This window comes from Arthrobacter gandavensis, from assembly GCF_039528575.1.
GTDB lineage: Bacteria > Actinomycetota > Actinomycetes > Actinomycetales > Micrococcaceae > Arthrobacter_B > Arthrobacter_B citreus_B.
Map to the genome: position 1 here is coordinate 621,502 of NZ_BAAALV010000002.1, position 25,812 is coordinate 647,313.

Below are 25,812 nucleotides of genomic sequence, written 5' to 3' on the forward strand. Positions count from 1 at the left end.
GGTCATAGGGTGGGCTGCATGACTGAGCCAACGCAGCCAAGCACTGACTACCTGGACTATCTGGACAAGGAGACGCAGTTCCGCCGCGGTCACATCCAGCACGAGGATTCCCCCTTCGCCGGAGCGCCGGAAGAGCTCGCTGAGGCAGTCCTGGCGCGTGTGGACGCACTGGGCCCGGAACTGGCCGAACTTGCTGCCGAGCTTCACCAGGACCCGGAAACCGCGTATCAGGAACACCGCAGCGCCCGACGAGTGGCTGACCTGCTCGAACGGCACGGGTTCGACGCCGAGACGGGGGTCCATGGCCTGGACACAGCGGTCCGGGCGCAGGCCGGTTCCGGGGCTCCGGTGGTGGCCGTCCTGGCTGAATACGACGCCCTTCCGGGAATCGGCCACGCCTGTGGCCACAACGTCATTGCTGCAGCCGGCGCCGGTGCTTTCCTGGCCCTGGCCGAAACCCTGCGCGATGATCCTGGTGCTTTTCCCGGCACCGTGGTCTTCCTCGGCACCCCGGCGGAAGAAGGGTACTCCGGCAAGGAAGTCATGATCCAGCACGGCGCCCTGGACGGTGTGGACGCCGCGATGATGGTCCACCCCCTGGGCACGGACGTGGTGGACCAGGTCTGGCTGGGACGCCGGGTGCTGACGGTGAAGTTCTTCGGTGTTGCGGCGCATGCCTCCGCCCAGCCGTTCATGGGCCGCAATGCGCTCGACGCCGCCACCCTCTCCTACCAGGGCGTGGGACTGCTGCGCCAGCAGATGCCGCCGTCGGACCGCATTCACGCTGTCATCTCCCAGGGCGGGGAGCGGCCGAGCATCATTCCGGAGTTCACCGAAATGAAGTTCTATGCGCGCTCCAAATACCCCGAAACGCTGCGGGAACTCAGCGGCCGGATCGAGGACATTGTCCGCGGGGCAGCGCTCATGACCGGCACTGGGGTGGAGATTGAGTGGGACGAAGAGCCGCCCTCGCTGCCCGTGCGCTCAAGCCGCGCCCTGACGGGCCGCTGGCTTTCCGCCCAGCGCCGGCGCGGACGCGACCCGCTGCCGGCAGGAGTCGTCTCGGAAACGCTCGCAGCGTCGACTGACTTCGGCAACGTCAGCTACCGGGTCCCCGGAATCCATCCGCTGATCGCCATCTCCGCCCCGGACGTTGCCCTGCACACCCGGGAGTTCGCGGCGGCAGCCGGCTCGCCGGCCGCTGCGCTGGGCGCGGCGGACGGCGCGGCAGGGCTGGCGCTGACGGCCCTGGACTTCTTCTGTGATCCGGAGCTGCAGCGTGCAGCAGCCCGGGAGTTCGCCGAAGCCGGCGGGCCCGTGGACGTTGCCGGCTACTTCGATTGACCGCTCCTGCTAAGCCCGCCTTAGGATCCCGCACTACCCGAAGGACGCCCCATGAACGCTGCCCCCGCTGCCACCCGTTCCTCCGTCACGGACCGGCTTCTTGCCGGCGTGGAGCGGGTCGGGAACCGGCTGCCTGATCCGTTCATCCTGTTCCTGCTGCTGTTCGGGATCGTGGCTGTCGCCTCCACCGCCATGGCCTGGGCAAACGTGAGCGTCACCGTTCCCGGCAGCGATGAAGCCACCCGCATCCGTGGGCTGTTCACTGCGGAGGGAATGAGCTGGCTGACCACCACGCTGGGGGAGAACTACCTTGGTTTCCCGCCCCTGGCCACGGTGCTGCCGATCCTGCTCGCAGTGGGGGTCGCGGAAAAGTCGGGGCTGCTTGCTGCCATGATCCGCCGGGCCTTCGGAGCGGCCCCGCGCTGGGCGCTGCCCTACGCCGTCGGGCTGGTGGGAGTGGCCGGATCCATCATGGCGGACGCGGCCTTCGTGGTGATCCCGCCGCTTGCCGCGCTGGTCTTCAAAGCTGCGGGAAGGCATCCGGTAGCCGGGCTGCTGGGCGGCTTCGCTGCCGCAGGTGCCGGGTACTCAACCTCCATGCTGGTTACTTCGCTGGACGCCCTTTTCGCGGGAATCACGACGGCGGTGACCGGTGCGCTGCCCAACCCCGGGGAGCCGGTTAATCCGCTCTCCAACTACTTCTTCAACGTGGCCTCTTCGGGAATGCTGATCCTTGCTGCAGGGTTCCTGATCGACAAGGTCCTCGAACCCCGGCTGGTGAAACAGTCCGTGCCGCGCAGCGAAACCGAAGAGGAGGATGCCGGTGCGGACGGCGGAGCGGCTTCAGAGGTCCTGGACCCGAACCTGACCCCTGTGGAGCGGCGCGGCCTGCGCTGGGCACTGGTACTGGGTGCCCTGGTGGCCGGGGCGATTGCCGCGGCAGCGCTGGTGCCCAATTCGCCGTGGCGCAACGAGGACGGCGGGTTCCTGCCCTCCTCCCCGCTGCTCTCCTCGATTGTCTTCATCGTGTTCGTGATGTTCGTGGTCCCCGGCCTGGTGTACGGGCGGATTACCGGAACCATGCCCGGTGCCAGGGACATCCCCCGGGTGATGGGCCAGTCCATCAAGGAGATGAGCGGGTTCCTGGTCCTCGCCTTCGTGCTGGGGCAGTTCATTGCGCTGTTCAACTGGTCCGGGATCGGCAACTGGATCGCCGTCGCGGGAGCCTCCGGGCTTGAGTCCATCGGTCTCACCGGTTACCCGGCCATCCTGGCCTTCATTGTGCTGGCCTCCCTGCTGAACCTGTTCATCATCTCCGGCTCGGCGATGTGGACCCTGATGGCCGCCGTCTTTGTGCCCATGTTCGCGCTGCTGGGATACGAACCGGCATTTGTGCAGGCGGCGTTCCGGGTGGGTGATTCGGCTACCCAGGTCCTCACTCCGCTGAACCCGTACATGATTGTGCTGCTCACCATGCTGCGCCGGTATGAACCTTCCGCCGGGCTGGGAACGGTCATCTCACGGATGCTGCCCTTCACGGTGGTCTTCTGGATCGCGTGGGTAGCGGTGCTGACTGTCTTTTATGTCTTCAACCTTCCCCTCGGCCCGGGCAACGGCATCTTCATCCAGTAGGCTTCCATCACGCTCCAACGCTGTTGAAAGGTCTCCCCATGGCACTGCCCGTATACGCCCTGCACGAGAATCCCGAGTGGTTCCCGCCCTTTGCCAAGGCCTTCGAGGCCGAAGGGGTCGAGGTGCATGAATGGCTGCTGACGGACGGCATCCTTGACGTGGACGCAGCGCCGCCGGAAGGAATCTTCTGGTCCCGGATCAGTGCCTCCTCCCACACCCGCGGGCACGGCCTCTCCAAGGACTATGCCCGCGCAGTGCTGGCCTGGCTGGAGGCGCACGGCCGCCGTACGGTCAACGGCCGCCGGGTGCTGGAACTTGAAATGAGCAAGGTGGACCAGCTCACTGCGCTGCGTGCAGCAGGCATTGAGACGCCGCGAACTGTGGCTGCGATTGGCCGGAACCAGATCCTCGCTGCCGCCAAGGAATTTCCGGTGCCGTTCATCCTGAAGCACAACCAGGGCGGCAAGGGCCTGGGCGTACGCAAGTTCGAATCCCACGGGGAACTGGCGGACTACGTGGCGTCGGACGAATTCGAGGAGCCGCAGGACGGCATCACCCTGGTGCAGGAATTCATCCAGGCGGCTGAACCGTCCATCAGCCGGGTGGAACTCGTAGGCGGGAAGTTCGTCTACGCCATCCGCGCAGACACCGCCCGCGGGGGCTTCCAGCTCTGCCCCGCCGATGCCTGCGCCATCGATCCGGCCACCGGAACGCCGATTATGCCGCCGGGGGCATCGATCGCACCGGAACCGGACACCCAGCTCTTCAGCCTGCGGGAAGGGTTCGACCATCCGATCATCGCCCGGTACGAGGAGTTTGCCCGCCGGATGAACCTGGAGGTCTGCGGCATCGAGTTCATTGAGGCGGCCGACGGCCGGGTCCTGACTTATGACGTGAACACCAACACCAATTACAACGCAGTGGTCGACGCCGCTGCGCCGGTCTCCGCGCCGCGGCAGCTCGCACGGTATCTGGGCGGGCTCGCAGCGCAGTAGGAGGGGCGGAAATCCCGGTGCTTTCTCCATCTATGCGGGGACTGGAATATAGTCGGAAAGTACCGAAACTAAGGAGCTCCGTCCATGACCGCTGCCCAGGAACCGCTGTGGGTTAAGCACTACCAGCCCGGCGTGCCGGCAGAAATTGAACTGCCCACCGAATCCCTGACCGCCGTGGTGGAAGACGCCGTGGCCCGGTTCGGACCGAAGGTTGCGCTGGAGTTCTTCGGTGCCGAAACCACCTACGCGCAGCTCGGAGAGAAGATCAACCGTGCTGCCGAAGGGCTGCGCGAGCTGGGCGTGAAGAAGGGGCACCGGGTGGCCATCATCCTGCCCAACTGCCCCCAGTACCTCATCGCCTTCTACGCAGTGCTGCGCCTGGGCGGCGTCGTCGTGGGCCACAACCCGCTCTACACCGAGCGCGAACTGCGCCACCAGTTTGAAAACCACGGGGCCCAGGTGGCGATCGTCTGGGACAAGGCAGTGGAGAAGGTCCAGGACTTCCCGGACGACGTCGCCGTGCCCAGCATTATTTCCGTGGACATCACCAAGGCAATGCCGCGCCTGAAGCGCCTTGGCCTGCGGCTGCCGATTCCCTCCCTCCGCCGCACCCGGGCCGGACTGACCACCAAGACTGAGAACACGATCCCCTGGGAGAAGCTGCTCGCCAACGACCCGATCGACCCGCAGCACCCCAAGCCCGCGGTAACGGACCTCGCGGCCCTGCAGTACACCTCCGGCACTACGGGGGTGCCCAAGGGCGCCATGCTCACGCACTACAACCTGCGCTCGAACGCGCTGCAGGGCCAGGCCTGGATGCACGGTGCTAAGGAAGGCGAGGAAGTTATCTACGGCGTGCTGCCGATGTTCCACGCGTTTGGCCTGACGCTCTACCTGACGTTCGCCATGCTTACGGGCTCCCGGCTGGTGCTCTTCCCGAAGTTCGACGTGGATCTTGTCCTGGACGCCGCCAAGAAGTCCAAGCCCACCGTGTTCTGCGCCGTTCCTCCGATCTACGAGAAGGTTGCCATCGAATCGAAGAAGCGGGGGATCGACATCTCCACGATCCGCTTCGCCATTTCCGGTGCGATGACTCTCTCGCCCAAGACCGTTGAAATCTGGGAAGAAGTTTCCGGCGGCCTGCTGGTGGAAGGCTACGGGCTGACCGAATCCTCCCCGGTGGCACTGGGCAACCCGTTCGCCGAGACCCGCCGGAACGGAACCATCGGCGTGCCGTTCCCCAGCACCCGGATGCGGGTCGCGGATCCGGACGATCTCTCCCGCGACGTTCCGCAGGGAGAGCCGGGCGAGCTGCTGCTTAGCGGGCCGCAGGTGTTCGCCGGTTACTGGAACAACCCGGAGGAAACCGAGGAGATCCTCACCGAGGACGGCTGGCTGCGAACCGGGGACATTGTCACCGTTGACGGTGACGGCTTCGTGAAGGTGGTGGACCGGCGCAAGGAACTCATCATCACGGGCGGTTTCAACGTCTCCCCGTCCGAAGTGGAGGAAGTGCTCCGCAGCAACCAGGGCATCTCCGACGCTGCAGTGGTGGGCCTGCCCCGCGGTGCCGGCGGCGAGCAGGTGGTTGCCGCCGTCGTTATGCAGCCGGACACCGAACTCGATGAGCAGGCACTGCGGGCCTTCTGCCGCGAACGGCTCACTCCCTACAAGGTTCCCCGGCGGATCGTGGCAATCGATGAACTGCCCAAGTCCATGCTGGGCAAGGTTCTTCGCAAGCAGGTGCGCGAGTCCCTGCAGGATTCGCTCTAGCCTCCTCTTCCCCACCCGTTCCTAGCCGTTTTCCCACACCGGAGGCGTGTTCGGCGCTCCTTCGAGGCTCCTTTGCGCGGGTTCCCGGGCTTACCCGGTTTCCTATTGACGCGCCTGCATGCAGGCAGTGGAATAATAAGTAGGCTTGGCAATTCAGGCCCGGCCGGAGAAATGGCCAGAGGAGCCGGAACCGGCGCCGGTGAAACGGCGCCGCCCGGGCGGCTATCCGCCCGGCACGGCGATCGGGCAGCTGCGGGCGGAAGCTGCTTCGATCGGATCCCGGCTCGAGAATCGTGATCGCTGTGCCGGACCCCCGGCGCAGATTCGCTGCCGAAGGAGAAAACACGATGATCAGCAACGAGCAAGTCGAAGGACTCATGGCCGCTTCGGGAAACGTTCTTGGTCCCAACGGCGACAAAATCGGATCAGTGGGAACGTTCTACCTCGATGACCAGACCAACGAACCGGCCTGGGTCACGGTAAACACCGGCCTGTTCGGGACGAGCGAGACGTTCGTCCCGCTGAGCGAGGCCAGCGTGGAGGGCGTCGACGTGCTGGTGCCCTATTCCAAGGACGAGGTGAAGAACGCGCCGCAGATCGCCAGCGACGGCTCCATCAGTGCCGAAGAGGAAGTCACCCTTTACCGCTACTACGGCTTCACCTACGACGACGGCACCTCCGACGCCGATTCGCTGAATGCGGATGCGGGCACGGACACGCTCATCGAGTCCGACACCGAGAGCATTTCCGGAACAGACCGGGGGCGAAGCGGCCTGGTTGATGATACGCAGTCCGGCTCCGGAGTGGGCTCGGGTATGGGAACCGATACCGGACATTCGGGTACCACCGGGCTTTCGGATTCCTCCGGCTCGCGCTCCGGTATTGACGACGCCATGACGCGTTCGGAGGAGCAGCTGGACGTTGGAACCGAAAGCCATGAGACGGGCCGGGCACGCCTGCGGAAGTACACGGTGACGGAGAATGTCACCACCCAGGTGCCGGTTAGCCATGAGGAAGTCGTGATCGAGCGGGAGCCGATCACGGATGCCAACCGTGAAGCCGCCCTGAGCGGACCCGAGATGCGCGAAGACGAGTACGAAGTCACGCTGCATGCCGAGGAGCCGGTGGTCCACAAGCACACCGAACCGGTTGAGCGGGTGCGGCTGGACACTGAAACGGTCACTGGAACGGAGAATGTTTCCGAGGAAGTGCGCAAGGAGAGGATCGAGAGTGAAGTGGAGGATGCCTCCGGCCGCTCCATGTCCACGGGATCTGAGGGCAGCACCGGTTCCGGACACCATTCCTCCGGCTCGGGCCACGACTCAGGCCACGACGACTCCTCCGGCTCGGGATCGGGGAGCTCGCGCTGAGCGCTTCCGCGTAATGTAGGCCGGAATCAGCCGGCTAGTCGATTGTGGACGGAACCCCGCTGCGCCATAAGGGCCGGCGGGGTTCTGTTCTGCGCGGTCCACGGCAAGTTTCGCCTTGACGCGGACGAGCCGCCACGCGTAGCCGAGCCCGGGCGCACTCCGTCTTCATGAAACCCCTCCTGACCTGCGAAAACGGCCTCGACGGCAACCAGTTCGTGGGCTATTATCCCTTCGGTCGCGTAAACAATAAGCGGCCTTCACGTTAGCTACAGGGGGAAATCCGAAATGTCACAGCACTCTGCACCCAACCCGTATGTGCCGGCCCAGCCCGGCGCCACAGACCTGTCCCAGCCGCTTTACGGCGCAGGCATCGGAGATGCCGTCAAGCGGTTCTTCAAGAAGTACGCCACCTTCTCCGGCCGGGCGAGCCGCAGCGAGTACTGGTGGTGGATGCTGGTGAACTTCATCGTCATCACCGCGCTGGTCATCTGGATGTTCGCCGCGGCCGTCGGCAGCGTGGATCCGGTGACCGGCGATCTGGAAGGCACCGGCTTCCTGTTCCCCTACGCGCTGATTGGCCTCTGGTCGCTGGCCACCCTGGTGCCGAGCCTCGCGCTGACGGTGCGGCGCCTGCACGACGGCGGTTTCAACGGCTGGCTGATCCTGCTTGGCCTGATTCCGGGTGTGGGCGGCATTGCCATCCTGGTGTTCTCCCTGATGCCGAGCAAGCCGGAAGGTGCCCGGTTCGACGCCGGCGCCCAGCAGTACGGCGAGTACCCGCAGGCACCGTACCAGTCCTAGCCATCCAAGGACCCGGGAAGCATAACCGCAGGTGAAACGGGGTGCCCCTTCCGATTGGGAGCAAAGACTCCAATACTGGGAGGATGACCCACACCACATCGCCACACCCCGGCAATGATGCCCCCTACAGCTCCGATTCCCAATCCGCCAACCTCGCGGAGGAATCCATCCAGCTGGTTCGAACCTGGCTCGCAGAGGCGTCCACTCTTGAAGTGGACGCCTCTGCTGCGCAATTGGCCGGGGTCCTCAAGGACCCCGGAGGCCTCGGTTTTACTGTTGGCTTCGTTGACGGGGTGATCCGTCCCGAAGACCTGCAGGTCGCTGCCCGGAATCTCGCCAAGCTTGCTCCCCGGGTTCCCGGGTTCCTGCCCTGGTATTTGAAGACTGCCGTCCGTACTGGCGGAGTGCTGGGCCCGGCCGTTCCCTCAGTGGTGGTCCCCGCGGCCAGGCGGGCGCTGCGGAGCATGGTCGGCCACCTGATCATTGACGCTTCCGAGGACCGCCTGGGCCAATCCATCCGCAGGCTGCGCCGCGACGGTGTCCGCCTGAACATGAACCTGCTCGGCGAAGCAGTGCTGGGACGCCGGGAAGCCGAACGCCGGCTGGAAGGCACACGCCGCCTGCTGGAGCGCAGCGACGTCGACTACGTCAGCATCAAGGTCTCCTCCACCGTGGCTCCCCACGCACCGTGGGCTTTCGACGAAGCCGTGGCCGACGTGGCGGAAACCCTTGCTCCGCTTTACTGGCTGGCAGCAGAATCACCCCGCCCCAAGTTCATCAACCTGGACATGGAGGAGTACAAGGATCTTGAGCTGACCATGGCGGTCTTCATGGAACTTCTGTCCCGGCCCGAGTTCCGTAACCTTGAAGCGGGCCTGGTGCTCCAGGCTTACCTGCCTGACGCGCTGGCCGCCATGCAGCGGCTGCAGGAGTTCGCCGCTTCCCGCCGCGCCGCCGGGGGTGCACCCATCAAGGTGCGGCTGGTCAAGGGGGCCAACCTCCCCATGGAGCAGGTGGAGGCTTCGCTGCACGGATGGCCGCTGGCCACCTGGGGGTCGAAGCTCGAAACGGACGCGAACTACAAGCGCGTCCTGGACTACTCGCTCAACCCGGACCGGATCAGCAACGTGCGGGTCGGCGTCGCCGGCCACAACCTGTTCGACATCGCGTATGCCTGGCTGCTCGCCGGTGCCCGCGGAGTCCGGGACGGCATTGACGTGGAGATGCTGCTTGGGATGGCCACCGCGCAGGCTGAAGTGGTCAAGAAGGAAGTCGGTTCACTGCTGCTCTACACGCCGGTGGTGCACCCGCAGGAGTTCGACGTCGCCATTGCCTACCTGGTGCGGAGGCTGGAAGAAGGCGCCAGCAGCGAGAACTTTATGTCCGCAGTCTTTGACCTGGCGGAGGAGGAAAAGCTCTTCGAACGCGAAAAGCAGCGGTTCCTTGATTCCCTGGCGGCTGCGGACAGCAGTGTTCCCGCTCCCCGGCGCCGGCAGGACCGTACCCGGGCCCCCGAGCCCGGGCCGGAGGAATTCGGGAACACGCCGGACACCGATCCTTCGCTGCCCGCCAACCGGGGCTGGGGACGGGAGATCCTGTCCCGGGTACCGCAATCGAACCTCGGCCTTGGCCTCCTGTCGGCGTCACGGGTGGAAACCGAAGAACAGCTCGAAGACGTCCTGACCGGAGCGGCGGCTGCGCAGGAAAAATGGGCTGCCCTGGGGGGCGCCGGACGTGCGGAGATCCTGCACCGGGCCGGGGATGTCCTGGAAGCCCGGCGCGCCCAGCTGCTGGAGGTCATGGCAGCCGAAGCGGGCAAGACCCTGGACCAGGGCGACCCAGAGGTGTCCGAGGCCATCGACTTCGCCCGCTACTACGCTGAGCGTGCCCGTGAACTGGACGCGGTCGACGGCGCCCGGTTCCACCCGGCCCGCCTCACGCTCGTAACTCCGCCATGGAACTTCCCTGTGGCAATACCGGCCGGTTCCACGCTGGCAGCCCTGGCGGCGGGGTCGGCCGTGATCCTCAAGCCGGCCGGACCGGCAGCACGCTGCGGTGCGGTACTGGCGGAAGCACTGTGGGAAGCGGGTGTGCCCGGGGACGTCCTGCGGTTTGTGCAGCTGGGCGAGTCCGAGCTGGGCCGCGAACTTATTTCCCATCCGGCGGTGGATCGGGTCATCCTGACCGGCGCCTATGAAACGGCGGAACTGTTCCGCTCCTTCCGGCCGGACCTAGACCTGCTGGCTGAGACTTCGGGCAAGAACGCGATAGTGGTGACCCCCAGCGCGGACTTCGACCTCGCCGCCCGCGACGTGGCGGCGTCGGCATTCGGGCACGCCGGGCAGAAGTGTTCTGCTGCCTCGCTGGTGATACTGGTCGGTTCCGTGGCTGAATCGCGCCGCTTTCACCACCAGCTGCTGGATGCAGTGCAGTCCCTGGCGGTGGGAGAGCCGGAGGACCCCCGGACGCAAATGGGACCTGTTATTGAACCTGCATCCGGCAAGCTGCTGCGCGGACTCACCGAGCTGGGCCCGGGGGAGACCTGGGTGCTCCAGCCCCAAAAGCTCGACGCCGAAGGCCGGCTTTGGTCTCCGGGCATCCGATCCGGTGTGCAGCCGGGCTCGGAGTTCCACCTCACCGAGTACTTCGGCCCGGTACTGGGCGTGATGCGGGCTGAAACGCTCCAGGACGCAGTCCGGCTGCAGAACCAGGTGGATTATGGGCTCACCGCCGGACTGCATTCGCTGGACCCGGAGGAGATCAGCTACTGGACCGGAGCCGTGGAAGCGGGCAACCTCTACGTGAACCGGGGCATCACCGGTGCTATTGTCCGCAGGCAGCCCTTCGGCGGATGGAAGAAATCATCGGTGGGTGCCGGAACCAAGGCCGGTGGTCCCAACTACCTGCTGGGACTGGGCAGCTGGAGCACCGAAGCCTCGAAAGCCGACGCAGCTCCGGGCGAAAAGGTTGGCGCCCTGCTGGAGCAGGCCGGCAGCGCATCAGTGCTCTCCAGTACCGACCTCGGATTCCTGCACCGTGCTGCGGCTTCCGACGCCGCTGCCTGGGCGGACGAATACGGACAGGCCAAAGACGTCTCCGGGCTCACGGCGGAACGGAACCTTTTCCGCTACCTGCCGGTTCCCGTCCACGTCCGGCTGGCCGAGGCCGAACCGCTGCCGTCGGTGCTGCGCGTCCTCTCGGCGGCGCTGCTGGCGGAATCAGGGGTCACGGTCTCGGTGCCGGATGCGCTGGCTCCCGGCATTACCGCTGTCCTTGCGGCTTTTTCCTGTTCCGTCACGGTGGAAAACGACGCCGAATGGCTTTCGCGGGTGGCGGGCATGGAAACTCCGCCGTCCAGGATCCGCCTGCTGGGCGGAGACCGCCGCGCCTTGGCGGCAGCACTGGGAGGACGTCCGGACTGTGCCGTGTACTCTCAGCCGGTCACCGAATCGGGCCGAGTGGAACTGCTGCCGTTCCTGCACGAACAGGCGATCAGCATTACGGCCCACCGCTTCGGAACCCCCAGCGCGATTGCCGACACTGAACCCGGAAGGCCCTGAGCGTGGACAATCCCCTGCCGCTGGCAGGCCGCACCGCCGTCGTCACCGGAGTGAGCCGCCGCCAGGGCATCGGCTATGCCGTGACTTCACGGCTCGCCCGGATGGGAGCGAGCCTTTTCACCGCCCACTACCGCCCGCATGACCTGGACCAGCCGTGGGGCGGGGACTCCCTTGACGCGGTCGCGGACGGGCTGCGCGGGCAACTCGCCCCGGATGCCGTTTTGGCACACCAAAGCACCAACCTGGCCGAACCTGATGCGGCTTCGGAGCTGATCCGCGCGGCGGCAGCAGAACTGGGTCATTTGGACATCCTTGTCTGCAACCACGCGCGCAGCGGCGGGGACGGCCCGCTGGCGGAGATGACTCCGGAGATGCTCGACGCCCACTGGCAGGTCAATGCCCGCTCCACGCTGCTCGCAACCAGGGAGTTCGCGGCGCAGCATGACGGCAGGTCCGGCGGCCGGGTTATCTGGATGACCTCGGGGCAGATCAACGGAGGGGTGATGGATTCGGAGATCGCCTATGCCGCGTCCAAGGCGGCGCTGGCCGGCATCACGCCGTCCGTGGCCGCGGACCTGGCGCGCAGGGGAATCCTCCTCAACACAGTGAATCCCGGACCGGTGAATACGGGGTACCTCAATGGTGAAACGGCTGACCGCCCTCCGGAGGTCCTCGCCGATGTGCTGGCGCGGTTCCCCTCCGGCCGGTTTGGCGAGCCTGACGACCCAGCCCGGCTCATCGCGTGGCTTGTCAGCGACGAAGCCCAGTGGATGGTTGGCCAGGTCCTGAGCAGCGACGGAGGATTCCGCTAGATTCCTGCAATGTGGGTTTCGCTCTTTTCAACACCCTCCGGGTTTGTTAGGGTCCTGCCCATGGACATGCTCATTTTCGAGTAGCGAACTGCGCCGGCCGGAGATTGCCGGCCTGGTCAAACTGGCGCGAACCGCTCAACGCAGACCCACATAAACCGCTTGTCGAGGCCTTTGGCCTAGCGCGTCCTTCCGTCTGCAGCTCGAAATCCCGCCGGTGGCGTTCAGCCCCGGCGTGCCCGGAAGGGCTCAGCCCTGGCCCAGCCAAGCCAGAGATGAACTGGAGCAAAACCATGACCGAACCGACATCCAACTCGTCACAGAATCCTCTCGACGAAGCCGGCCTGCTGAACCAGCCGTCCGCCGGGGCCGAGCCGCAGCTGCAGGTCAACATCGCCCCCGCAGCCGCCCGGCGGCTCAGCGAGGAAGGCCAGCAGCGACTTGCTGCAGCCAGGCAGCAGGAAGCCAACCTGCCCGGCTGGCAAAGCCTGGGCAAGGGCGGCAAGCCGAGCCATGCCAATGGCCGGCAGGGCCGACGCGAACGCAAGGTCCGCTGGTAGGAGGGCGGCACACCCCAGCAAAAACACCGGTGCGCCGGCTGCGGGCATCCAGGCCCGCAGCCGGCGCATCTCTGTTCCGGACACTGCCCGGAGTTGGGCCGAAGGAAAAAACTTGGGATGCTAGCGGGCATGAATTCCTCGCCTGCCCCCGCACCGGTTCGAACATCCACGCACGCCACTGAAGAACTCCAGGCCTGGACCTCCGGCACTCTCGGAACTATCCGGCTAAACCGTCCGCAGGCGCTGAACGCCATGACCCTGGACATGGTCCAGTCGATGGACCGGGTCCTGCAGGACTGGGAAACGAACGACGCCGTTCAGGCGGTGGTGCTTTATGGTGCCGGTGAGCGGGGCTTGTGTGCAGGCGGGGACATCCGCGCCATTGCCTCGGGCACGGACGCCGAGGCAATGGAGTTCTGGACTGCTGAATACGCCCTGAACGCGCGGGTGGCTGCCTTCCCCAAGCCGTACGTTGCGGTTATGGACGGCGTTGTGATGGGCGGCGGCGTCGGAGTCTCGGGGCACGCCGGAATCCGGATCGCCACCGAGCGGACCAAAGCCGCAATGCCGGAAGTGCGTATTGGGTTCAGCCCGGACTGCGCCGGGTCGCTGCTTTTGGCACAGGCTCCCGGAGAGCTTGGCACCCACCTGGCCCTGACGGCTGGAACGATGACCGGTGCCGACGCCGTGCTGTGCGGCTTCGCGGATTTCTTTGTCCCCTCCGACTCGCTTCCGGAGCTGCTGGCCGCCCTCGAGTCCGCGGGCAGCGGGGCATCGGATGTGGCGGCGGCGTTCGCCGTCGAACCTCCGGCCGCACCGCTGGCTGCCGAGCAGGACTGGATCGACGAGTGCTACGCAGGTGAGGATGTGGCTGCCATTCTCCGGAACTTGGAGCGCCACCCGGCGCCGGCCGCGCGGGATGCGGCGCAGGCCATTCGCCAGATGGCGCCGTTCTCGCTTTGCGTTGCCTTGGCCGCCCTCCGCGCAGCCGCCCGGGAACCGGCCCTGGCCAGGGTCCTGCAGCGGGACCTGGTGATGGCGGAGAGGATGATCGGACGCCCCGATTTCAGGGAGGGTGTCCGCGCACGCCTCCTGGACCGGAACCAGCCGCAGTGGAATCCGGCCCGCCTTGACGGGGTTGATCCCCGAGACGTTGCCTGGACTCTGGCCCTCTGATCCGGCCGGTGCCAGAATGAGGCGCAGTGCGGCTCATTCCCTTCAGACAAGGACACCGGCATGCTCCTCAACGGCAGGAACGCGGTTATCTACGGAGGCGGCGGATCAATCGGGGGCGCCGCTGCGCGGGCGTTTGCCCGCGAGGGTGCAAGGGTGTTCCTGGCCGGCAGGCACGCAGGACCGCTGCAGGAGGTTGCAGCGGAAATCCGGACGGCGGGCGGGCTGGCGGAAACCGCAGTGCTGGACGCACTCAACCAGGACGCGGTCAATGCCCACGCCGACGACGTCGCCGCGACGGCGGGGAGCCTGGACATCTCCCTGAACGTGATCCAGCACGGTGACGTTCAGGGCACGCCCATGGCAGCCATGGATTTGGAGGATTACCTGCGGCCGGTTTCGACGGCCGTGCAGACAACGTTCATCACGGCGCAGGCAGCTGCCCGGCACATGATGGAGCAGAAGTCGGGGGTGATCCTGGCCTTCGGCGGTTCCGGAACCGAGGACCGGGGACAGTATCTTGGCGGGCTGGTCACGGCCCTGGAAGCCATTGAATCGATGCGCCGCCAGCTGGCCATCGAACTGGGTCCGTTTGGCATTCGGGTGGTGACGCTGCGTTCCGGCGGTGTCCCGGAATCCCTCCCCGCCGCCATGGAGGGACGGGAAGGGATTGCCGGAACCATCGCTGCGGCCACGCTGCTGAACCGGGCCGCAACGCTTGAGGATGTTGGGAACGCCGCCGTTTTCGCTGCCTCGGACATGGCGGCGAGCATAACCGGGGCCACTATCAATATCAGCGCCGGAGCGCTGCTTGACTGAGCCGGGGGATCCGGCAGGCAGGCGTGGTTAGCGCTGGGTGCGCCAGATGGTGAAGTCTTCCGTGCTCACGGCCGTGTGCATCCCGGTTTCCTCATCATTGAGCCACAGGGTTGCGAGTCCGGGCGCTGTGTCGCGCACTTCACCGCGGTAGTAGACCTGATCGCCGCTGCGGGCTTCGACGTAGTCTCCGCGGTGGACGGAGCTCACACTGCGGACACGGCGGGCAGGGGCATTGGAACGGGATGGGGACGCGCAGGCTGAGGGCAAACTTAACTCCTGGATAGTAGGCATAGGTCTTCGAAAGGGTGCCTAGTTATGTCAACCAACCAAGTGCGTGAAAATATTCCCGGAACGCCCGCGGACCCCTGACGCGGGGGATGCCCGGCGCGTAAAGTCTGGGCATGGACATCGTGGATTTCCTGCTTACGCGCTTTCACGAAGACGCCGCGGAGTCACGCAAGCTGCTGGGCGGCTCCGAGATTTCCCTCTCCGACCGCTGGTATGAGGAGCGCCTGCTGCGCGAATGCGAGGCCAAGCTGATGCTCATCGACATCATTGGTGGAGCCCGGCGCAACGCGCTCTCCCGCATGCTGCAGGATGCGGAGGCGGACAGCCGCAGCTACGCGGACGAACTGGAATGGACCACGCTGGCGCTGGCGGCGCTTGCCGCACCGTATGCGGAGCATGTGGACTACCAGGACGTCTGGCGGCTGGTGGAAAAACGCCCCTGACCTCCAGCACCGCTGTGCTTTGGCAGCACGAACCATCCCGCCCCCTGTCTTTGGGATGCCTTTGCGCCTAGATTGGCACGCATGACTGTGGAGACCCCATGACGGAACACGACGACGGCGCCGCACCGGATAGGGAGCTGCTGGAGCAGCTGGCACAGGCCAAGAACGTTGCAACAACATTCACTGGCTGGGACGGCGGTGTCCAGCAGGTATCAGATGCCTCCCTGAGAAGCGTGCTGGCTGCCCGCGGGGCACCCGCGGCGACCCGGGAACAGGCTGAGGCATCCCTGGAAGAAGCGGCCCTGGCGCCCTGGCGGCGCACACTGCCGCCCACAGTGGTCCTTCGCCAGCAGCAGCCGCTCCCGGTTCCAGTCCATCTGCCCCGCGGAGCCGAGGCGCGGGCCTGGATCACGATGGAGGACGGCAGCTCCGTGCCGCTGCCTTCCCTGCCGGCTGCGGGGCAGGCGGTCGAAACGGCGATTGTTGACGGACTTGAGCTGGAAGCCAGGCAGCTGCAGCTTCCGGCCGGACTGCCGCTGGGATGGCATGCGCTGCATGTGTCCCACTCCGGGCAGGAAGCTGAGTCCGTTCTGGCGGTCACCCCGGACCGGCTGCCGGCCCCGAAAACGGGCGGCCGCGCGTGGGGCATGATGGCCCAGCTGTATTCCGTGCGGAGCGAGCGGTCCTGGGGGATCGGGGACCTTTCCGACCTGGCAGACCTGTCCGCCGTGTCAGGCAGCGCGGGAGCGGCCTTTATGCTCATCAACCCGCTGCACGCTGCGGAACCCGTGCCGCCGGTAGAGGACTCTCCTTATCTTCCGGCTACCCGCCGGTTTTTCCACCCGCTCTACATCCGGGTGGAAGCCATCGAGGAGTATGCCTACCTTCGCGGCGCGGAGCGCGCCGCCGTCGAAGCGCTGGCTGCCGGGCAGCAGGCAGTGGACCGCGATGCACGCCTGTTGGACCGCAACTCTTCCTATGCCGCCAAGCTGCAGGCCCTCCGCCAGGTCTACCGGGTGCCCCGCAGTCCCGCGCGGGTGCAGCAGTTTGAGGCTTTTGTCCGGGAAGCAGGCCCGGGCCTGGACAGCTTTGCCCTGTGGTGCGCCCTGGCAGCCGAGTATCCTCCCGATGCGCCCGAATGGCAGGAAGGGCTGCACAGTGCCATGACGGCGGCCAAATCCACCGAACTCGCGGGCGAAATCCTGTTCTACAAGTGGCTGCAGTGGATCTGCGACGAGCAGCTCGAATCTGCCCAGCGGGCAGCGCTCAGCGCGGGCATGGAGATCGGAATCGTGCACGACCTCGCCGTGGGAGTCCACCCCGGCGGCGCCGATGCCTGGACCCTGCGGGATGTGATGGCACCGGAAGTCTCCGTCGGAGCGCCTCCGGACATGTTCAACCAGATCGGCCAGGACTGGAGCCAGCCGCCCTGGGATCCGGACCGGCTCGCGGAAAGCGGCTACGGTGCGTACCGGGACATGCTGCGCACCATACTGCGCCATGCCGGGGGTGTGCGGGTGGACCACATCCTTGGCCTGTTCCGGCTTTGGTGGATTCCGCGGGGGCAGGAGCCGGGCCTGGGGGCCTACGTGTACTACGACCATGAGGCGCTGGTGGGGATCCTGGTCCTGGAAGCGCAGCGGGCCGGCGCCGTCGTCATTGGTGAAGACCTTGGGGTCTTTGAACCCTGGGTCCAGGGCTACCTGGCCGAACGGGGTGTGCTTGGCACCTCGATCATGTGGTTCGAACAGACCCCGCAGGGGCCACGGGATCCCGCGGAGTACCGGCCTGGAGCGCTGGCCACGATCGGCACGCACGACCTGCCTCCGGCAGCGGGTTACCTTGCCGGTGAGCACGTCACGCTGCGGGATTCGCTTGGGCTGCTGAACCGGCCCGTGGAGGAAGAACGGGAACTGGACAGTGCAGCGACCCGGGGCATCCTGGACCTGGCACGCAGGCACGGGCTGCTGGGGCCGGATGCCTCCGAGCAGGGAACGGTGGAGGCGCTGCACCGGCTGATCGCCTCGAGCCCCTCTGCCTTGGTGGGAGTTGGACTGGTGGACGCCGTCGGTGAGCACCGGATACAGAACCAGCCGGGAACATCACGCGAATACCCGAACTGGTGCATTCCCCTGGCCGGCCCGGACGGGCGGCCGGTGCTGGTCGAAGACCTGGCTGCCAATCCGCGGTTTGTTTCCCTCACGCGCGTGATGAACAGCGCGCTGGGGACCGGCTAGGCCTGGTCGGCGAAGGCTACCCGGCGCAGCAGGTCGCGCAGCTGGTTCCGTTCGGCGGGGGACAGCGCTCCGAGTGAGGTTTCCCCTGCCGCCTGGACCACGGCTGCCGCCTGGGCATACAGGCGCTTGCCTGCCGCCGTTGGGGTGATGATGTTGGACCGGCGGTCCCGGGGATCGGCCTTCCGCTTCACGGCTCCGCGCTTCTCCAGCTGGTCCACCAGTGCCACGATCTGGCTGGGGTCCAGGAACAGGAACTCCGCCAGCTCCCGCTGGGAGGGGTTAAGTCCGCTGCACGCCAGGGACAGCACCGAATAGGACCTGACCTTCAGGTCAAGCGAAGCCAGATCCTCGTTGGCACGGCGCGAACCCACCGAACGTGCCCGTGCGGCAAGGAACTCCGTCTCGTTGGCCAGTTCGGATGAATAGAGCCGCTCGATTCCGGTTTCGGCTGACGGGGATGCCGCGCTGCGCGCAGTTGGATGGGCCGTCTCAGTCATGGGTCAAGAGTACGCCTGATTTCAACTGTTGACTTTCTCAACTATCTCGGATGTCATGGTGTGAGACAGGACACAATTATGAGGAGTTCGAATGTCCCTTCAGGGCAAAGTAGCGATCGTTACCGGCAGTGGACGGGGCCTGGGCCTGGCCTACGCCCGCGAACTGGCACGGCAGGGCGCGGCAGTGGTGGTCAACGACGTCGACGCCGCCGTCGCTGAAGAAGCCGCGGCCACAATCACGGCCGACGGCGGCCGTGCCGTGGCCGTAGTGGCTCCAGTGGGTTCCACTGAGACCGCCCGGGCGCTGGTGGGCGCTGCCGTGGAGAACTTCGGCGGGCTGGACATCCTGGTCACCAACGCCGGCGTGCTGCGGGATAAGTCGCTGCTGAAGATGACGGATGAGGACTTTGACCTGGTGATCAACGTGCACCTGCGTGGAACGTTCACCTGTGTTCGGGAAGCCTACGCGTACTTCAAGGAAAACAACGTCCAGGGCCGGATCATCGCCATTGGTTCCCCCACCGGCCAGCGCGGAAACTTCGGCCAGACCAACTACGCCGCGGCTAAGGCCGGGATTGTTGGCATGGTGCGGACCTGGGCCATGGAAATGAAGAAAGCCGGCGTCACCGCCAACGCGGTCATTCCGGTGGCAGCAACTGCCATGACCAAGACCGTGCCGTACTTCGCTGCAGCCGTGGAAGCGGACGAGCGCGGCGAGGCCATGCCTGATTTCTTCCGCAAGACCCTTGGCTTCGGAACCGCAGAAGACGTGGCCGGCCTGATCGCCTTCCTGGCCTCCGAAGGGGCCGCCGGCATCACCGGCCAGGCAATCGGTGTGGGCGGTGACCGCCTGCAGCTCTGGTCCCATCCCGAAGCAGTGGAGTCCGAGTACCGGGACGGCGGCTGGAGCTACGAGGAACTGGCCTCGGCTTTCCCGTTCGCTGAAAAGCAGCAGAGCGTCGGCGAGAAGTTTCCGCCGCTTCCCGCCGACCTGCAGCCCCAGACCGCTACCAACTAGACGCTAGGAAAAACCACATGAGTGCCACTGTTGTCACCTTTGAAGAACTGCCCTCCCTGGTAGGCAAGGATCTCGGCTACACCGACTACATCGAGATCACCCAGAACCAGATCAACACCTTCGCCGATGCCACGGACGACCACCAGTGGATCCACACCGATCCCGAGAAGGCCAAGGACGGTCCGTTCGGTGCTCCCATCGCCCACGGTTTCCTGACCCTGTCACTGATCATTCCGCTGTGGAGCTCGCTCTTCGACGTCGAAGGCGTCAAGACCAAGGTCAACTACGGACTGGACCGGGTCCGGTTCACCAACCCGGTGAAGGTGGGGTCCAAGGTCCGTCTCCACTCGGTGATCTCCGAGGTCACGGAGGTCAAGGGCGGCGTGCAGATCAAGACGTCCAACACCATCGAGATCGACGGCGAAGAACGTCCCGCCGTCGTCGCAGAGTTCCTGGCGCGGTTCTACGCCTGACCTGCCCCTTCACTCCCGGCCCCGTCCGCGGTTCGGGCAGCACCACCGCACCACCAGCACCACCTCCAGCAGTATCCATTTCTCCCCTCAAGGAAGAGGAAAGTCATGAGGCACTTCATTACCCGGCGGGCTGCCAAGGCCCTTGCGCTCGGCGCCGTCGCTACCCTGGCACTGGCGGGCTGCGGCGGAGGCAGCCTGTCCGGCACCGATTCCAGCTCCTCCCCGTCCGCGTCCGGTTCCGCTGCTGCGGGCGGCGAGCTCGAAAAGATCGTCGTTGGCGTCATCGGCATCGCACCTTCCGCCGCCATGCAGTACGGCGTGGATGAAGGCATCTTCGAGGAGCACGGACTGGACGTTGAACTCCAGACCGGCCAGGGCGGCGCGGCTATGCTCCCGGCAGTCTCCACCGGAGACATGAACTTCGCCGTTGGCAACCCGCTGACCGTCATGGTGGCCAAGGACAAGGGCCTGGACATGAAGATCGTCACCGGGTATTCCAACTCCTACGCAGAAGGCGAAGACATCAACGGCGTGGTGGCCCGGGCAGACTCCGGTATCACCACCTTCGCCGACCTGGAGGGCAAGACCGCCAGCGTCAACGCAGTGAACACCCAGGGTGACCTGACGATCATGGAGGCGGCCTCCCTCGCCGGGGCCGATCCCACCCAGATCAAGTTCTCCGAAATGCCGTTCCCGGACATGGAAGCGCAGCTGGACCTCGGCAACACGGACGCCATCTGGATCCCCGAGCCGTTCCTGAGCAAGGCACTCTCCAACCCGGACAACGTCCTGGTGGGTTACTCCAACCAGGAAGCCGTTCCCGGCATGCCCACCATGGTGACGTTCACCTCCGGGAACTATGCCTCCTCCAGCCCGGAAACCGTGGAGAAGTTCAAGAGCGCCATGGAAGACCTGCTGACCCAGGCAGAAGCCAACATTGACGACGTCAAGGCAGTCCTTCCGGCCTTCATGAACATGCCGGCTGAAGTAGCCGCCAACCTGAAGATGGAGCAGTACGACGCCGAGCTGCGCACTGAGGAGCTCAAGGAGATGGGCGAACTCATGGTCAAGTACAAGTTCGTTGAGAACGCCCCCGATCTGGATGCCATGACGGTCCAGTAATGAGCCGTGCCGGGGCCCGTCTGTACCTCCTCAGGCGGGCTCCGGCACACCAGCTCGTCAACACCCAAACCACCCGGCACGGATGAAGGACGTTTTAGCAATGCAGAACCAGGGCCTTGGTTCATGGATCCACCGCCAGCGGATTAAGTCCGGTTCCCGAACCGCACTGGTCTTCCGCGAGCAGGCAACGAGCTATGCCGAGCTGGACGAGAGGATCAACAGTCTGGCCGCAGCACTGCGAGCCGCCGGCGTCGGGCAGGGAACGCGTGTGGCCTTCCTGGGCGATAACCATCCCTCCTTCCTTGAGACTTTTTTCGCCGCCGGATCCCTGGGCGCGGTCTTTGTTCCGCTGAACACCCGGCTGGCCCCGCCCGAGATCCAGTTCGCTCTGCAGGACTCGGGCAGCACCGTCCTGGTGAACACCCTCGCCCTGGACGAGCTGGCCGTGCGCGGTTCCCGGGGCACCGGCGTCGAGCTGCGCTTCCTCGTGGACGACGGCACGGGTGCCGCCCGAGCTGAGGCGGCCGCGATTCCGGTACAGCCGTATGAGGCAGCATTCGAGGACCCGGCCGGCTTTGCCGATGCCCCCGTGGCGCTCGAGGACGGTGCGATCATCCTCTACACCTCAGGCACCACGGGCCAGCCCAAGGGTGCACTCCTCACCCACGCGAACCTGGCGTGGAACTGCTTCAACGTGCTGGTTGATTACGACGTCGCGGAGAATGACATTGCGCTGATGATCTCCCCGCTCTTCCACGTCGCTTCCCTGGACATGGGTGTGCTCCCGAACCTTCTCAAGGGCGCGACGGTGATTTTGGAGACCAGGTTCGAGCCCGGGCGGACCCTGGAACTGATCGAGAAGTACCGGGCAACCTACGTCAGCGGCGTGCCCACCACCTACCAGCTGTTGTGTGAGCACCCAGACTGGGACAAACGGGACATCAGCTCGCTCCGCAAGCTCACCTGCGGCGGGTCGGCCGTGCCGCTGCGCGTGATCGACGCCTACGAACAGCGCGGCCTGAGCTTCTCCGGCGGCTACGGCATGACCGAAACGGCGCCCGGCGCTACTGCGCTGCCGCCGGCGTATTCCCGGGAGAAGGCGGGCTCCGCCGGCGCGCCGCACTTCTTCACTTCCGTCCGCGTCGCCCGGCCGGACGGCAGCACCGCGGACCCCGCCGAGGTGGGCGAGGTCCAGATCAGCGGACCGAATGTCATTAAGTCCTACTGGAACCGGCCCGATGCCACTGAATCGGCCTTTGTGGACGGGCACTGGTTCCGCTCCGGTGACATGGGCTATTTCGACGCCGACGGCTTCCTCTTTATCTCCGACCGGCTCAAGGACATGATCATTTCCGGCGGCGAGAACATCTATCCCGCCGAAGTGGAACAGATCATCAGCGAACTCGAAGCCGTCAGCGGGGTGGCAGTGATCGGTGTTCCGGATGAGAAGTGGGGCGAGGTTCCCAAGGCAATCGTCACCCTCCGTGAAGGCTTCACCCTGGAGCCGGCTGCGGTTGCTGCCCACCTGGACGGCCGGCTGGCACGGTACAAGATTCCCAAAACGGTGGAGATCGTGCCTGATTTTCCGCGGACTGCCAGCGGCAAGATCCGCAAGGCGGACCTGCGCAGGGAGCACGCCGGGTAATTCCTGCTGATTGTCCGGTCCGGTATGAAACACTCAGCCGGATGGCGGACAGGTACAGTGCATGACCCACTTTCCAGGTGAACCTGACCGGGAGCAGCAGTTCCGGACTCTCTATGCCGCGGTTTATCCGGACCTTCTCCGGTTCGTCCGCCGCCGAGCCGATGCCGACCGCGCCGAAGACATAGGCGCGGACACCTTCCTGGTGGTGTGGCGCCGCGTTGGGGAAGTTCCTTCCTCTGCCGGTGACGCGCGTGCCTGGATCTTCGGCATCAGCCGCAACATCCTCCTGAACAACGGCCGCGGTGAGCGCAGAAGCGGGGCCCTCGGCCTCCGCCTTGCGGATGCAGCGGATCTTCCGGTCTCCACTGCCGACATTGATCTGGCCACCCGGCGCATCGACATCGCACGGGCCTGGCGGATGCTCTCGGAAACCCATCAGGAGACGCTCGGCCTGGCCGTCTTCGAAGACCTCTCGGGGCCACAGGCCGCAGCTGTCCTTGGCGTTTCGCCGGTGGCTTACCGGCTGAGGCTCAGCCGTGCCCGCCGGGCGCTCCGGCTGCTGCTCGACCATCTTCCGGCGTCATCTGCTACGCCGCAGCCCGTTCTTGGAAGGACACCGTCATCATGATGCGAGACGAACAGACGGACACACTGCTCCGGTCCCTCGATGCTTCGGCCTCCGGTGCCCCGTTTGACCAGCGGCGCGCGCAGCGTGACCTCGAACGGATCCTTGGGGCGGGGCGTCCTGAGAAGCTGACGCCGATACCCGGCCGGCCGCGAAGGAACCGCCGGTTGTTCCTGGCCGGTGCTGCAGCGGCGGCTGCCTTGGCGATCCTTGCAGTTCCGGTGCTGGGCGGCGGTGATCCTGCGTATGCCAGCTGGACGCAGACAGCCTCTTTGCTGAGTCCGGGGGCCAGCGAAAAGGCCGGAAATGCATGCCGTGGCTTAGACCGGCAGGACGAGTCCTTCGGAGCCAATGTGGCGATTGCCGAGCGTCGGGGCGAGTGGACCACCGTTGTCCTTTCCGGCCCTGGGGGATTTTCCGCCATGTGCGTTACTGACGGGTCCCTCTTCGGCGGGTCCTTTGGGTACTCAGGCAAGACTCCCGGCGGAGCTGAGCCGGCCGCGCGCGGGCTGCTTCCTACCGCCATGGGTATGGGATCTACTTCAGCAGGTGAGCTTTCCATGGTGGTGGGTGCCGCGGGAGCCGAGGTCAGTGCTGTCTCCTATGCCAGCCAAACCCAGGGCGACGTGAGCGGCAGTGTTGCCAACGGCTACTTTGTGCTGTGGTTCCCCGGGGACGAGCTGCGGGACTATCCGGACGACGGTGTCCTTCTGCAGGTCAGCTACACGGACGGTAGCCAGGAGCAGGTCCGCGCGTCGCTGGACTGGGCCAACAGCTAAGCAGGGACCTCCGCTGCTGAGTGGCCGTCCTGTGAGCCCGGCACCGGTAAACCGGGCCTTGCGAGCCGCAAAAGCTGGGTGTAAGTCCCGTAATTTCCGGTGCTGAAAGAGGCCGGTTTTGGCCTCTGAATGTCAGTGGCAGCTGAAAGTCTTGGGGTATGAACCGCTCTTCGGATTCACCGTTTTTCCGGTCTGCAGACCGGAAAAACGGTGATGCGCAAGGAACGGAAGCGCACTGTCGGGGCATGGATCCGGGTGCTACCGGTTCGGAGCAGGGCACGTCTTCGCCGGGGCCGTCCGGACCGTCCACCCGTCCCACGCCTGATCCGTCGTCTCGTCCCACCTCCAAACAAAACCACGATCCCGGCGTTACCGCCGGCTCCGTGTTCTGTGCTGATCCCGCGCCGGTGGAGGACACCGCGGCGCCGTTGCTGCCTGAGGGTTTCGCGGGACGGCTGTCAGTGCGGGGTGCCGAGTCCCTGGGGTATGGGGAAACCGTGTCCGCGCTTGAGCGTCTGGGCATGCTGGTCTCCTGGGCGCAGGCCCAGCAGGCACGTGTTGCCGCCCGGCTGGAAGTGCTTTTCGCCAGGGATATCGCTGAGGCCTCCGGACGCGAAGAACCCGCCCTGGCCATGAGTTTGGCTGCAGCCGAGGCATCCACTGTCCTGAACATCCCGCACATGACGGCGATGCAGCTCATCAGCGAATCCACCCGCCTGTGTCTTCAGGCTCCGCAGACCCTGGCCAGATTATCCGAGGGAAAGATCGCTCTCCAGCACGCCCGCATCATCCTCGAAGAGACCCAAAACCTCCCCGCCGATATCCTCGAACCGCAGCCGGAACCGGGTGCTGGCGCGGGTTCAGATGACGCAGCCGCACTAGCCGGCGCCGGGACACCGCCTGATGGGGAGTCCGGCCAACTGGACCTCCAGGACCAGGGCGCGCTGTTCGGGCAAACCGGGCCGGGCGGACCGGAGGGAGCAGGCGGAGACGGTGGAGCAGCCGGACCGGATGGGGCAGATGGAGTGCAGGATGGGCCGGGGGATGCAGCCAGCGCAGGCGATCGGGAGGCCAGTCCTGTCCTCACAGTCCGTGCTGCGTTCGAACGGGACCTGCTGGCAGCAGCCGAGGGCAGGACCGCTGCCGGGTTCGGGCGCCGAGCCCGCAGGCTCCGCGAGTCCCGCTTCCCCGATCTGATCCCCGTCCGGCACCGTGAGGCAAAGGACAAACGCCGTGTGATGTTCCAGCCCCTGCCCGATGGCATGTCCTGCCTCAGCGCGATCATCGCCGCGGAGAAGGGCCAGGCTATGTTCGCCGCACTCACCGGTGCAGCGAAAGCCGGCAAACGAGCCGGCGACCCCCGCACCATGGACCAGCTCCGCGCAGACACCCTCACCGAACTGCTCCTCACGGAGCAGGCCGGCACACAGCCCACCGAGCCCGAGGACGCTCCATGCCCGCACTTGGGGACAAGTTCCACAGGCACAGGTTCACCAACCGGATCCGGGACTGGAATCGGAACAGGAACAGAGGGGGTTGCTGATGTACAGGGTTGCACCGGAACCGCAACCGGAACCGGAACCGGAACCGCAACAGAAAGAGGAACAGGAGCAGGCGCAGGCGCAGGAGCTGAGGCGGCTGCTAGTACACCGGGCCGCACCCCTACCGGTACCACCAGCACTGCCGCCGGTAGTTCCAGGCAGGACAGGCGACCCCGCCGGGCCGAAAGATACCGGAGCAACAACCGGGACCGCACCAACAACCGCGACCGCTCCAAAGTCCGTACCGAGGTCATGGTTCTGATCAACGCAGACACCCTTGCCGGAATCGACGAAAACCCGGCAGAACT

Annotated in this window: 22 protein-coding genes; 20 read left to right on the top strand and 2 right to left on the bottom strand. The window is 65.8% G+C overall.

Going from position 1 to position 25,812, the window contains the following annotated elements:
• Positions 1–18 precede the first annotated feature (18 nt).
• The 11 genes from ABFX29_RS06165 to ABFX29_RS06215 all read left to right on the top strand — a co-directional run bounded on the left by ABFX29_RS06165 (position 19) and on the right by ABFX29_RS06215 (position 14,836).
• On the top strand, positions 19–1,344 hold the full coding sequence (locus ABFX29_RS06165) for a M20 family metallopeptidase (protein ID WP_152225784.1): 1,326 nt from the start codon (positions 19–21) through the stop codon (positions 1,342–1,344).
• 51 nt (positions 1,345–1,395) lie between these two features.
• A complete protein-coding gene (locus ABFX29_RS06170) occupies positions 1,396–2,976 on the top strand; it encodes an AbgT family transporter (protein WP_152225786.1) in 1,581 nt (526 codons plus the stop codon).
• Between the two features lie 38 nt (positions 2,977–3,014).
• On the top strand, positions 3,015–3,971 hold the full coding sequence (locus tag ABFX29_RS06175) for an ATP-grasp domain-containing protein (RefSeq protein WP_152225788.1): 957 nt from the start codon (positions 3,015–3,017) through the stop codon (positions 3,969–3,971).
• Between the two features lie 84 nt (positions 3,972–4,055).
• Positions 4,056–5,744: a long-chain-fatty-acid--CoA ligase gene (locus ABFX29_RS06180; protein WP_152225790.1), complete on the top strand. Its 1,689-nt coding sequence runs from the start codon at positions 4,056–4,058 to the stop codon at positions 5,742–5,744.
• Between the two features lie 347 nt (positions 5,745–6,091).
• Positions 6,092–7,114, top strand: coding sequence for a YsnF/AvaK domain-containing protein (locus tag ABFX29_RS06185; protein WP_152225792.1), 1,023 nt, complete (start codon positions 6,092–6,094; stop codon positions 7,112–7,114).
• 285 nt (positions 7,115–7,399) lie between these two features.
• A complete protein-coding gene (locus ABFX29_RS06190; protein ID WP_152225794.1) occupies positions 7,400–7,915 on the top strand; it encodes a DUF805 domain-containing protein in 516 nt (171 codons plus the stop codon).
• Between the two features lie 83 nt (positions 7,916–7,998).
• Positions 7,999–11,475, top strand: coding sequence for a bifunctional proline dehydrogenase/L-glutamate gamma-semialdehyde dehydrogenase (locus tag ABFX29_RS06195; RefSeq protein ID WP_152225796.1), 3,477 nt, complete (start codon positions 7,999–8,001; stop codon positions 11,473–11,475).
• Positions 11,476–11,477: 2 nt separating this feature from the next.
• Positions 11,478–12,287 (top strand): SDR family oxidoreductase, encoded by an 810-nt coding sequence (locus ABFX29_RS06200; protein ID WP_246167237.1) that lies wholly within the window; start codon positions 11,478–11,480, stop codon positions 12,285–12,287.
• A 290-nt stretch (positions 12,288–12,577) separates the two neighbouring features.
• On the top strand, positions 12,578–12,844 hold the full coding sequence (locus ABFX29_RS06205; RefSeq protein ID WP_152225800.1) for a hypothetical protein: 267 nt from the start codon (positions 12,578–12,580) through the stop codon (positions 12,842–12,844).
• Positions 12,845–12,973: 129 nt separating this feature from the next.
• On the top strand, positions 12,974–14,020 hold the full coding sequence (locus tag ABFX29_RS06210) for a 3-hydroxyisobutyryl-CoA hydrolase (RefSeq protein WP_152225802.1): 1,047 nt from the start codon (positions 12,974–12,976) through the stop codon (positions 14,018–14,020).
• A gap of 60 nt (positions 14,021–14,080) precedes the next feature.
• Positions 14,081–14,836, top strand: coding sequence for an SDR family NAD(P)-dependent oxidoreductase (locus tag ABFX29_RS06215; protein WP_152225803.1), 756 nt, complete (start codon positions 14,081–14,083; stop codon positions 14,834–14,836).
• Between the two features lie 27 nt (positions 14,837–14,863).
• On the opposite strand, the gene ABFX29_RS06220 is transcribed toward ABFX29_RS06215, so the two are convergent.
• Complete coding sequence (locus ABFX29_RS06220) at positions 14,864–15,043, bottom strand: hypothetical protein (RefSeq protein WP_152225805.1); 180 nt, start codon at positions 15,041–15,043, stop codon at positions 14,864–14,866.
• A 194-nt stretch (positions 15,044–15,237) separates the two neighbouring features.
• On the opposite strand from ABFX29_RS06220, the gene ABFX29_RS06225 reads away from it, so the two are divergent.
• Together ABFX29_RS06225 and malQ are read left to right on the top strand one after the other, a co-directional pair.
• Positions 15,238–15,567, top strand: coding sequence for a DUF6221 family protein (locus ABFX29_RS06225; protein WP_152225807.1), 330 nt, complete (start codon positions 15,238–15,240; stop codon positions 15,565–15,567).
• 98 nt (positions 15,568–15,665) lie between these two features.
• The gene (malQ, locus tag ABFX29_RS06230) at positions 15,666–17,804 is read left to right on the top strand and encodes a 4-alpha-glucanotransferase (RefSeq protein ID WP_152225809.1); all 2,139 of its coding nucleotides are present in this window, start codon (positions 15,666–15,668) and stop codon (positions 17,802–17,804) included.
• Here malQ and ABFX29_RS06235 read toward each other — a convergent pair.
• Positions 17,801–18,301, bottom strand: coding sequence for a MarR family winged helix-turn-helix transcriptional regulator (locus tag ABFX29_RS06235; protein ID WP_152225811.1), 501 nt, complete (start codon positions 18,299–18,301; stop codon positions 17,801–17,803). The genes malQ and ABFX29_RS06235 overlap by 4 nt on opposite strands.
• Positions 18,302–18,392: 91 nt before the next feature.
• Here ABFX29_RS06235 and ABFX29_RS06240 point away from each other — a divergent pair, with 91 nt between their 5' ends.
• The 7 genes from ABFX29_RS06240 to ABFX29_RS06270 form a co-directional block, all read left to right on the top strand.
• Positions 18,393–19,319 (top strand): SDR family oxidoreductase, encoded by a 927-nt coding sequence (locus ABFX29_RS06240; protein ID WP_152225813.1) that lies wholly within the window; start codon positions 18,393–18,395, stop codon positions 19,317–19,319.
• A gap of 17 nt (positions 19,320–19,336) precedes the next feature.
• Positions 19,337–19,792, top strand: a complete 456-nt coding sequence (locus ABFX29_RS06245; protein ID WP_152225816.1) for a MaoC family dehydratase — start codon at positions 19,337–19,339, stop codon at positions 19,790–19,792.
• Between the two features lie 105 nt (positions 19,793–19,897).
• Entirely contained in the window at positions 19,898–20,914 is a 1,017-nt protein-coding gene (locus tag ABFX29_RS06250) for an ABC transporter substrate-binding protein (protein ID WP_170287711.1), read from the top strand.
• A gap of 100 nt (positions 20,915–21,014) precedes the next feature.
• On the top strand, positions 21,015–22,559 hold the full coding sequence (locus tag ABFX29_RS06255; protein ID WP_152225818.1) for an acyl-CoA synthetase: 1,545 nt from the start codon (positions 21,015–21,017) through the stop codon (positions 22,557–22,559).
• Between the two features lie 61 nt (positions 22,560–22,620).
• On the top strand, positions 22,621–23,187 hold the full coding sequence (locus ABFX29_RS06260) for an RNA polymerase sigma factor (protein ID WP_152225820.1): 567 nt from the start codon (positions 22,621–22,623) through the stop codon (positions 23,185–23,187).
• The gene (locus tag ABFX29_RS06265) at positions 23,184–23,963 is read left to right on the top strand and encodes a hypothetical protein (protein ID WP_152225822.1); all 780 of its coding nucleotides are present in this window, start codon (positions 23,184–23,186) and stop codon (positions 23,961–23,963) included. Before ABFX29_RS06260 ends, ABFX29_RS06265 begins: the two co-directional genes overlap by 4 nt.
• 245 nt (positions 23,964–24,208) lie before the next feature.
• Positions 24,209–25,812: DUF222 domain-containing protein (locus ABFX29_RS06270; RefSeq protein WP_346038480.1), on the top strand; the 1,604-nt coding region annotated here is incomplete at its 3' end.

Excerpts from the sequence above, each read along its gene's own strand:
- ABFX29_RS06165 (WP_152225784.1), top strand. The coding sequence starts at position 19 with ATGACTGAGCCAACGCAGCCAAGCACTGACTACCTGGACTATCTGGAC.
- ABFX29_RS06170 (WP_152225786.1), top strand. The coding sequence starts at position 1,396 with ATGAACGCTGCCCCCGCTGCCACCCGTTCCTCCGTCACGGACCGGCTT.
- ABFX29_RS06175 (WP_152225788.1), top strand. The coding sequence starts at position 3,015 with ATGGCACTGCCCGTATACGCCCTGCACGAGAATCCCGAGTGGTTCCCG.
- ABFX29_RS06180 (WP_152225790.1), top strand. The coding sequence starts at position 4,056 with ATGACCGCTGCCCAGGAACCGCTGTGGGTTAAGCACTACCAGCCCGGC.
- ABFX29_RS06185 (WP_152225792.1), top strand. The coding sequence starts at position 6,092 with ATGATCAGCAACGAGCAAGTCGAAGGACTCATGGCCGCTTCGGGAAAC.
- ABFX29_RS06190 (WP_152225794.1), top strand. The coding sequence starts at position 7,400 with ATGTCACAGCACTCTGCACCCAACCCGTATGTGCCGGCCCAGCCCGGC.
- ABFX29_RS06195 (WP_152225796.1), top strand. The coding sequence starts at position 7,999 with ATGACCCACACCACATCGCCACACCCCGGCAATGATGCCCCCTACAGC.
- ABFX29_RS06205 (WP_152225800.1), top strand. The coding sequence starts at position 12,578 with ATGACCGAACCGACATCCAACTCGTCACAGAATCCTCTCGACGAAGCC.
- ABFX29_RS06210 (WP_152225802.1), top strand. The coding sequence starts at position 12,974 with ATGAATTCCTCGCCTGCCCCCGCACCGGTTCGAACATCCACGCACGCC.
- ABFX29_RS06215 (WP_152225803.1), top strand. The coding sequence starts at position 14,081 with ATGCTCCTCAACGGCAGGAACGCGGTTATCTACGGAGGCGGCGGATCA.
- ABFX29_RS06225 (WP_152225807.1), top strand. The coding sequence starts at position 15,238 with ATGGACATCGTGGATTTCCTGCTTACGCGCTTTCACGAAGACGCCGCG.
- malQ (WP_152225809.1), top strand. The coding sequence starts at position 15,666 with ATGACGGAACACGACGACGGCGCCGCACCGGATAGGGAGCTGCTGGAG.
- ABFX29_RS06235 (WP_152225811.1), bottom strand. The coding sequence starts at position 18,301 with ATGACTGAGACGGCCCATCCAACTGCGCGCAGCGCGGCATCCCCGTCA.
- ABFX29_RS06240 (WP_152225813.1), top strand. The coding sequence starts at position 18,393 with ATGTCCCTTCAGGGCAAAGTAGCGATCGTTACCGGCAGTGGACGGGGC.
- ABFX29_RS06245 (WP_152225816.1), top strand. The coding sequence starts at position 19,337 with ATGAGTGCCACTGTTGTCACCTTTGAAGAACTGCCCTCCCTGGTAGGC.
- ABFX29_RS06250 (WP_170287711.1), top strand. The coding sequence starts at position 19,898 with ATGAGGCACTTCATTACCCGGCGGGCTGCCAAGGCCCTTGCGCTCGGC.
- ABFX29_RS06255 (WP_152225818.1), top strand. The coding sequence starts at position 21,015 with ATGCAGAACCAGGGCCTTGGTTCATGGATCCACCGCCAGCGGATTAAG.
- ABFX29_RS06260 (WP_152225820.1), top strand. The coding sequence starts at position 22,621 with ATGACCCACTTTCCAGGTGAACCTGACCGGGAGCAGCAGTTCCGGACT.
- ABFX29_RS06265 (WP_152225822.1), top strand. The coding sequence starts at position 23,184 with ATGATGCGAGACGAACAGACGGACACACTGCTCCGGTCCCTCGATGCT.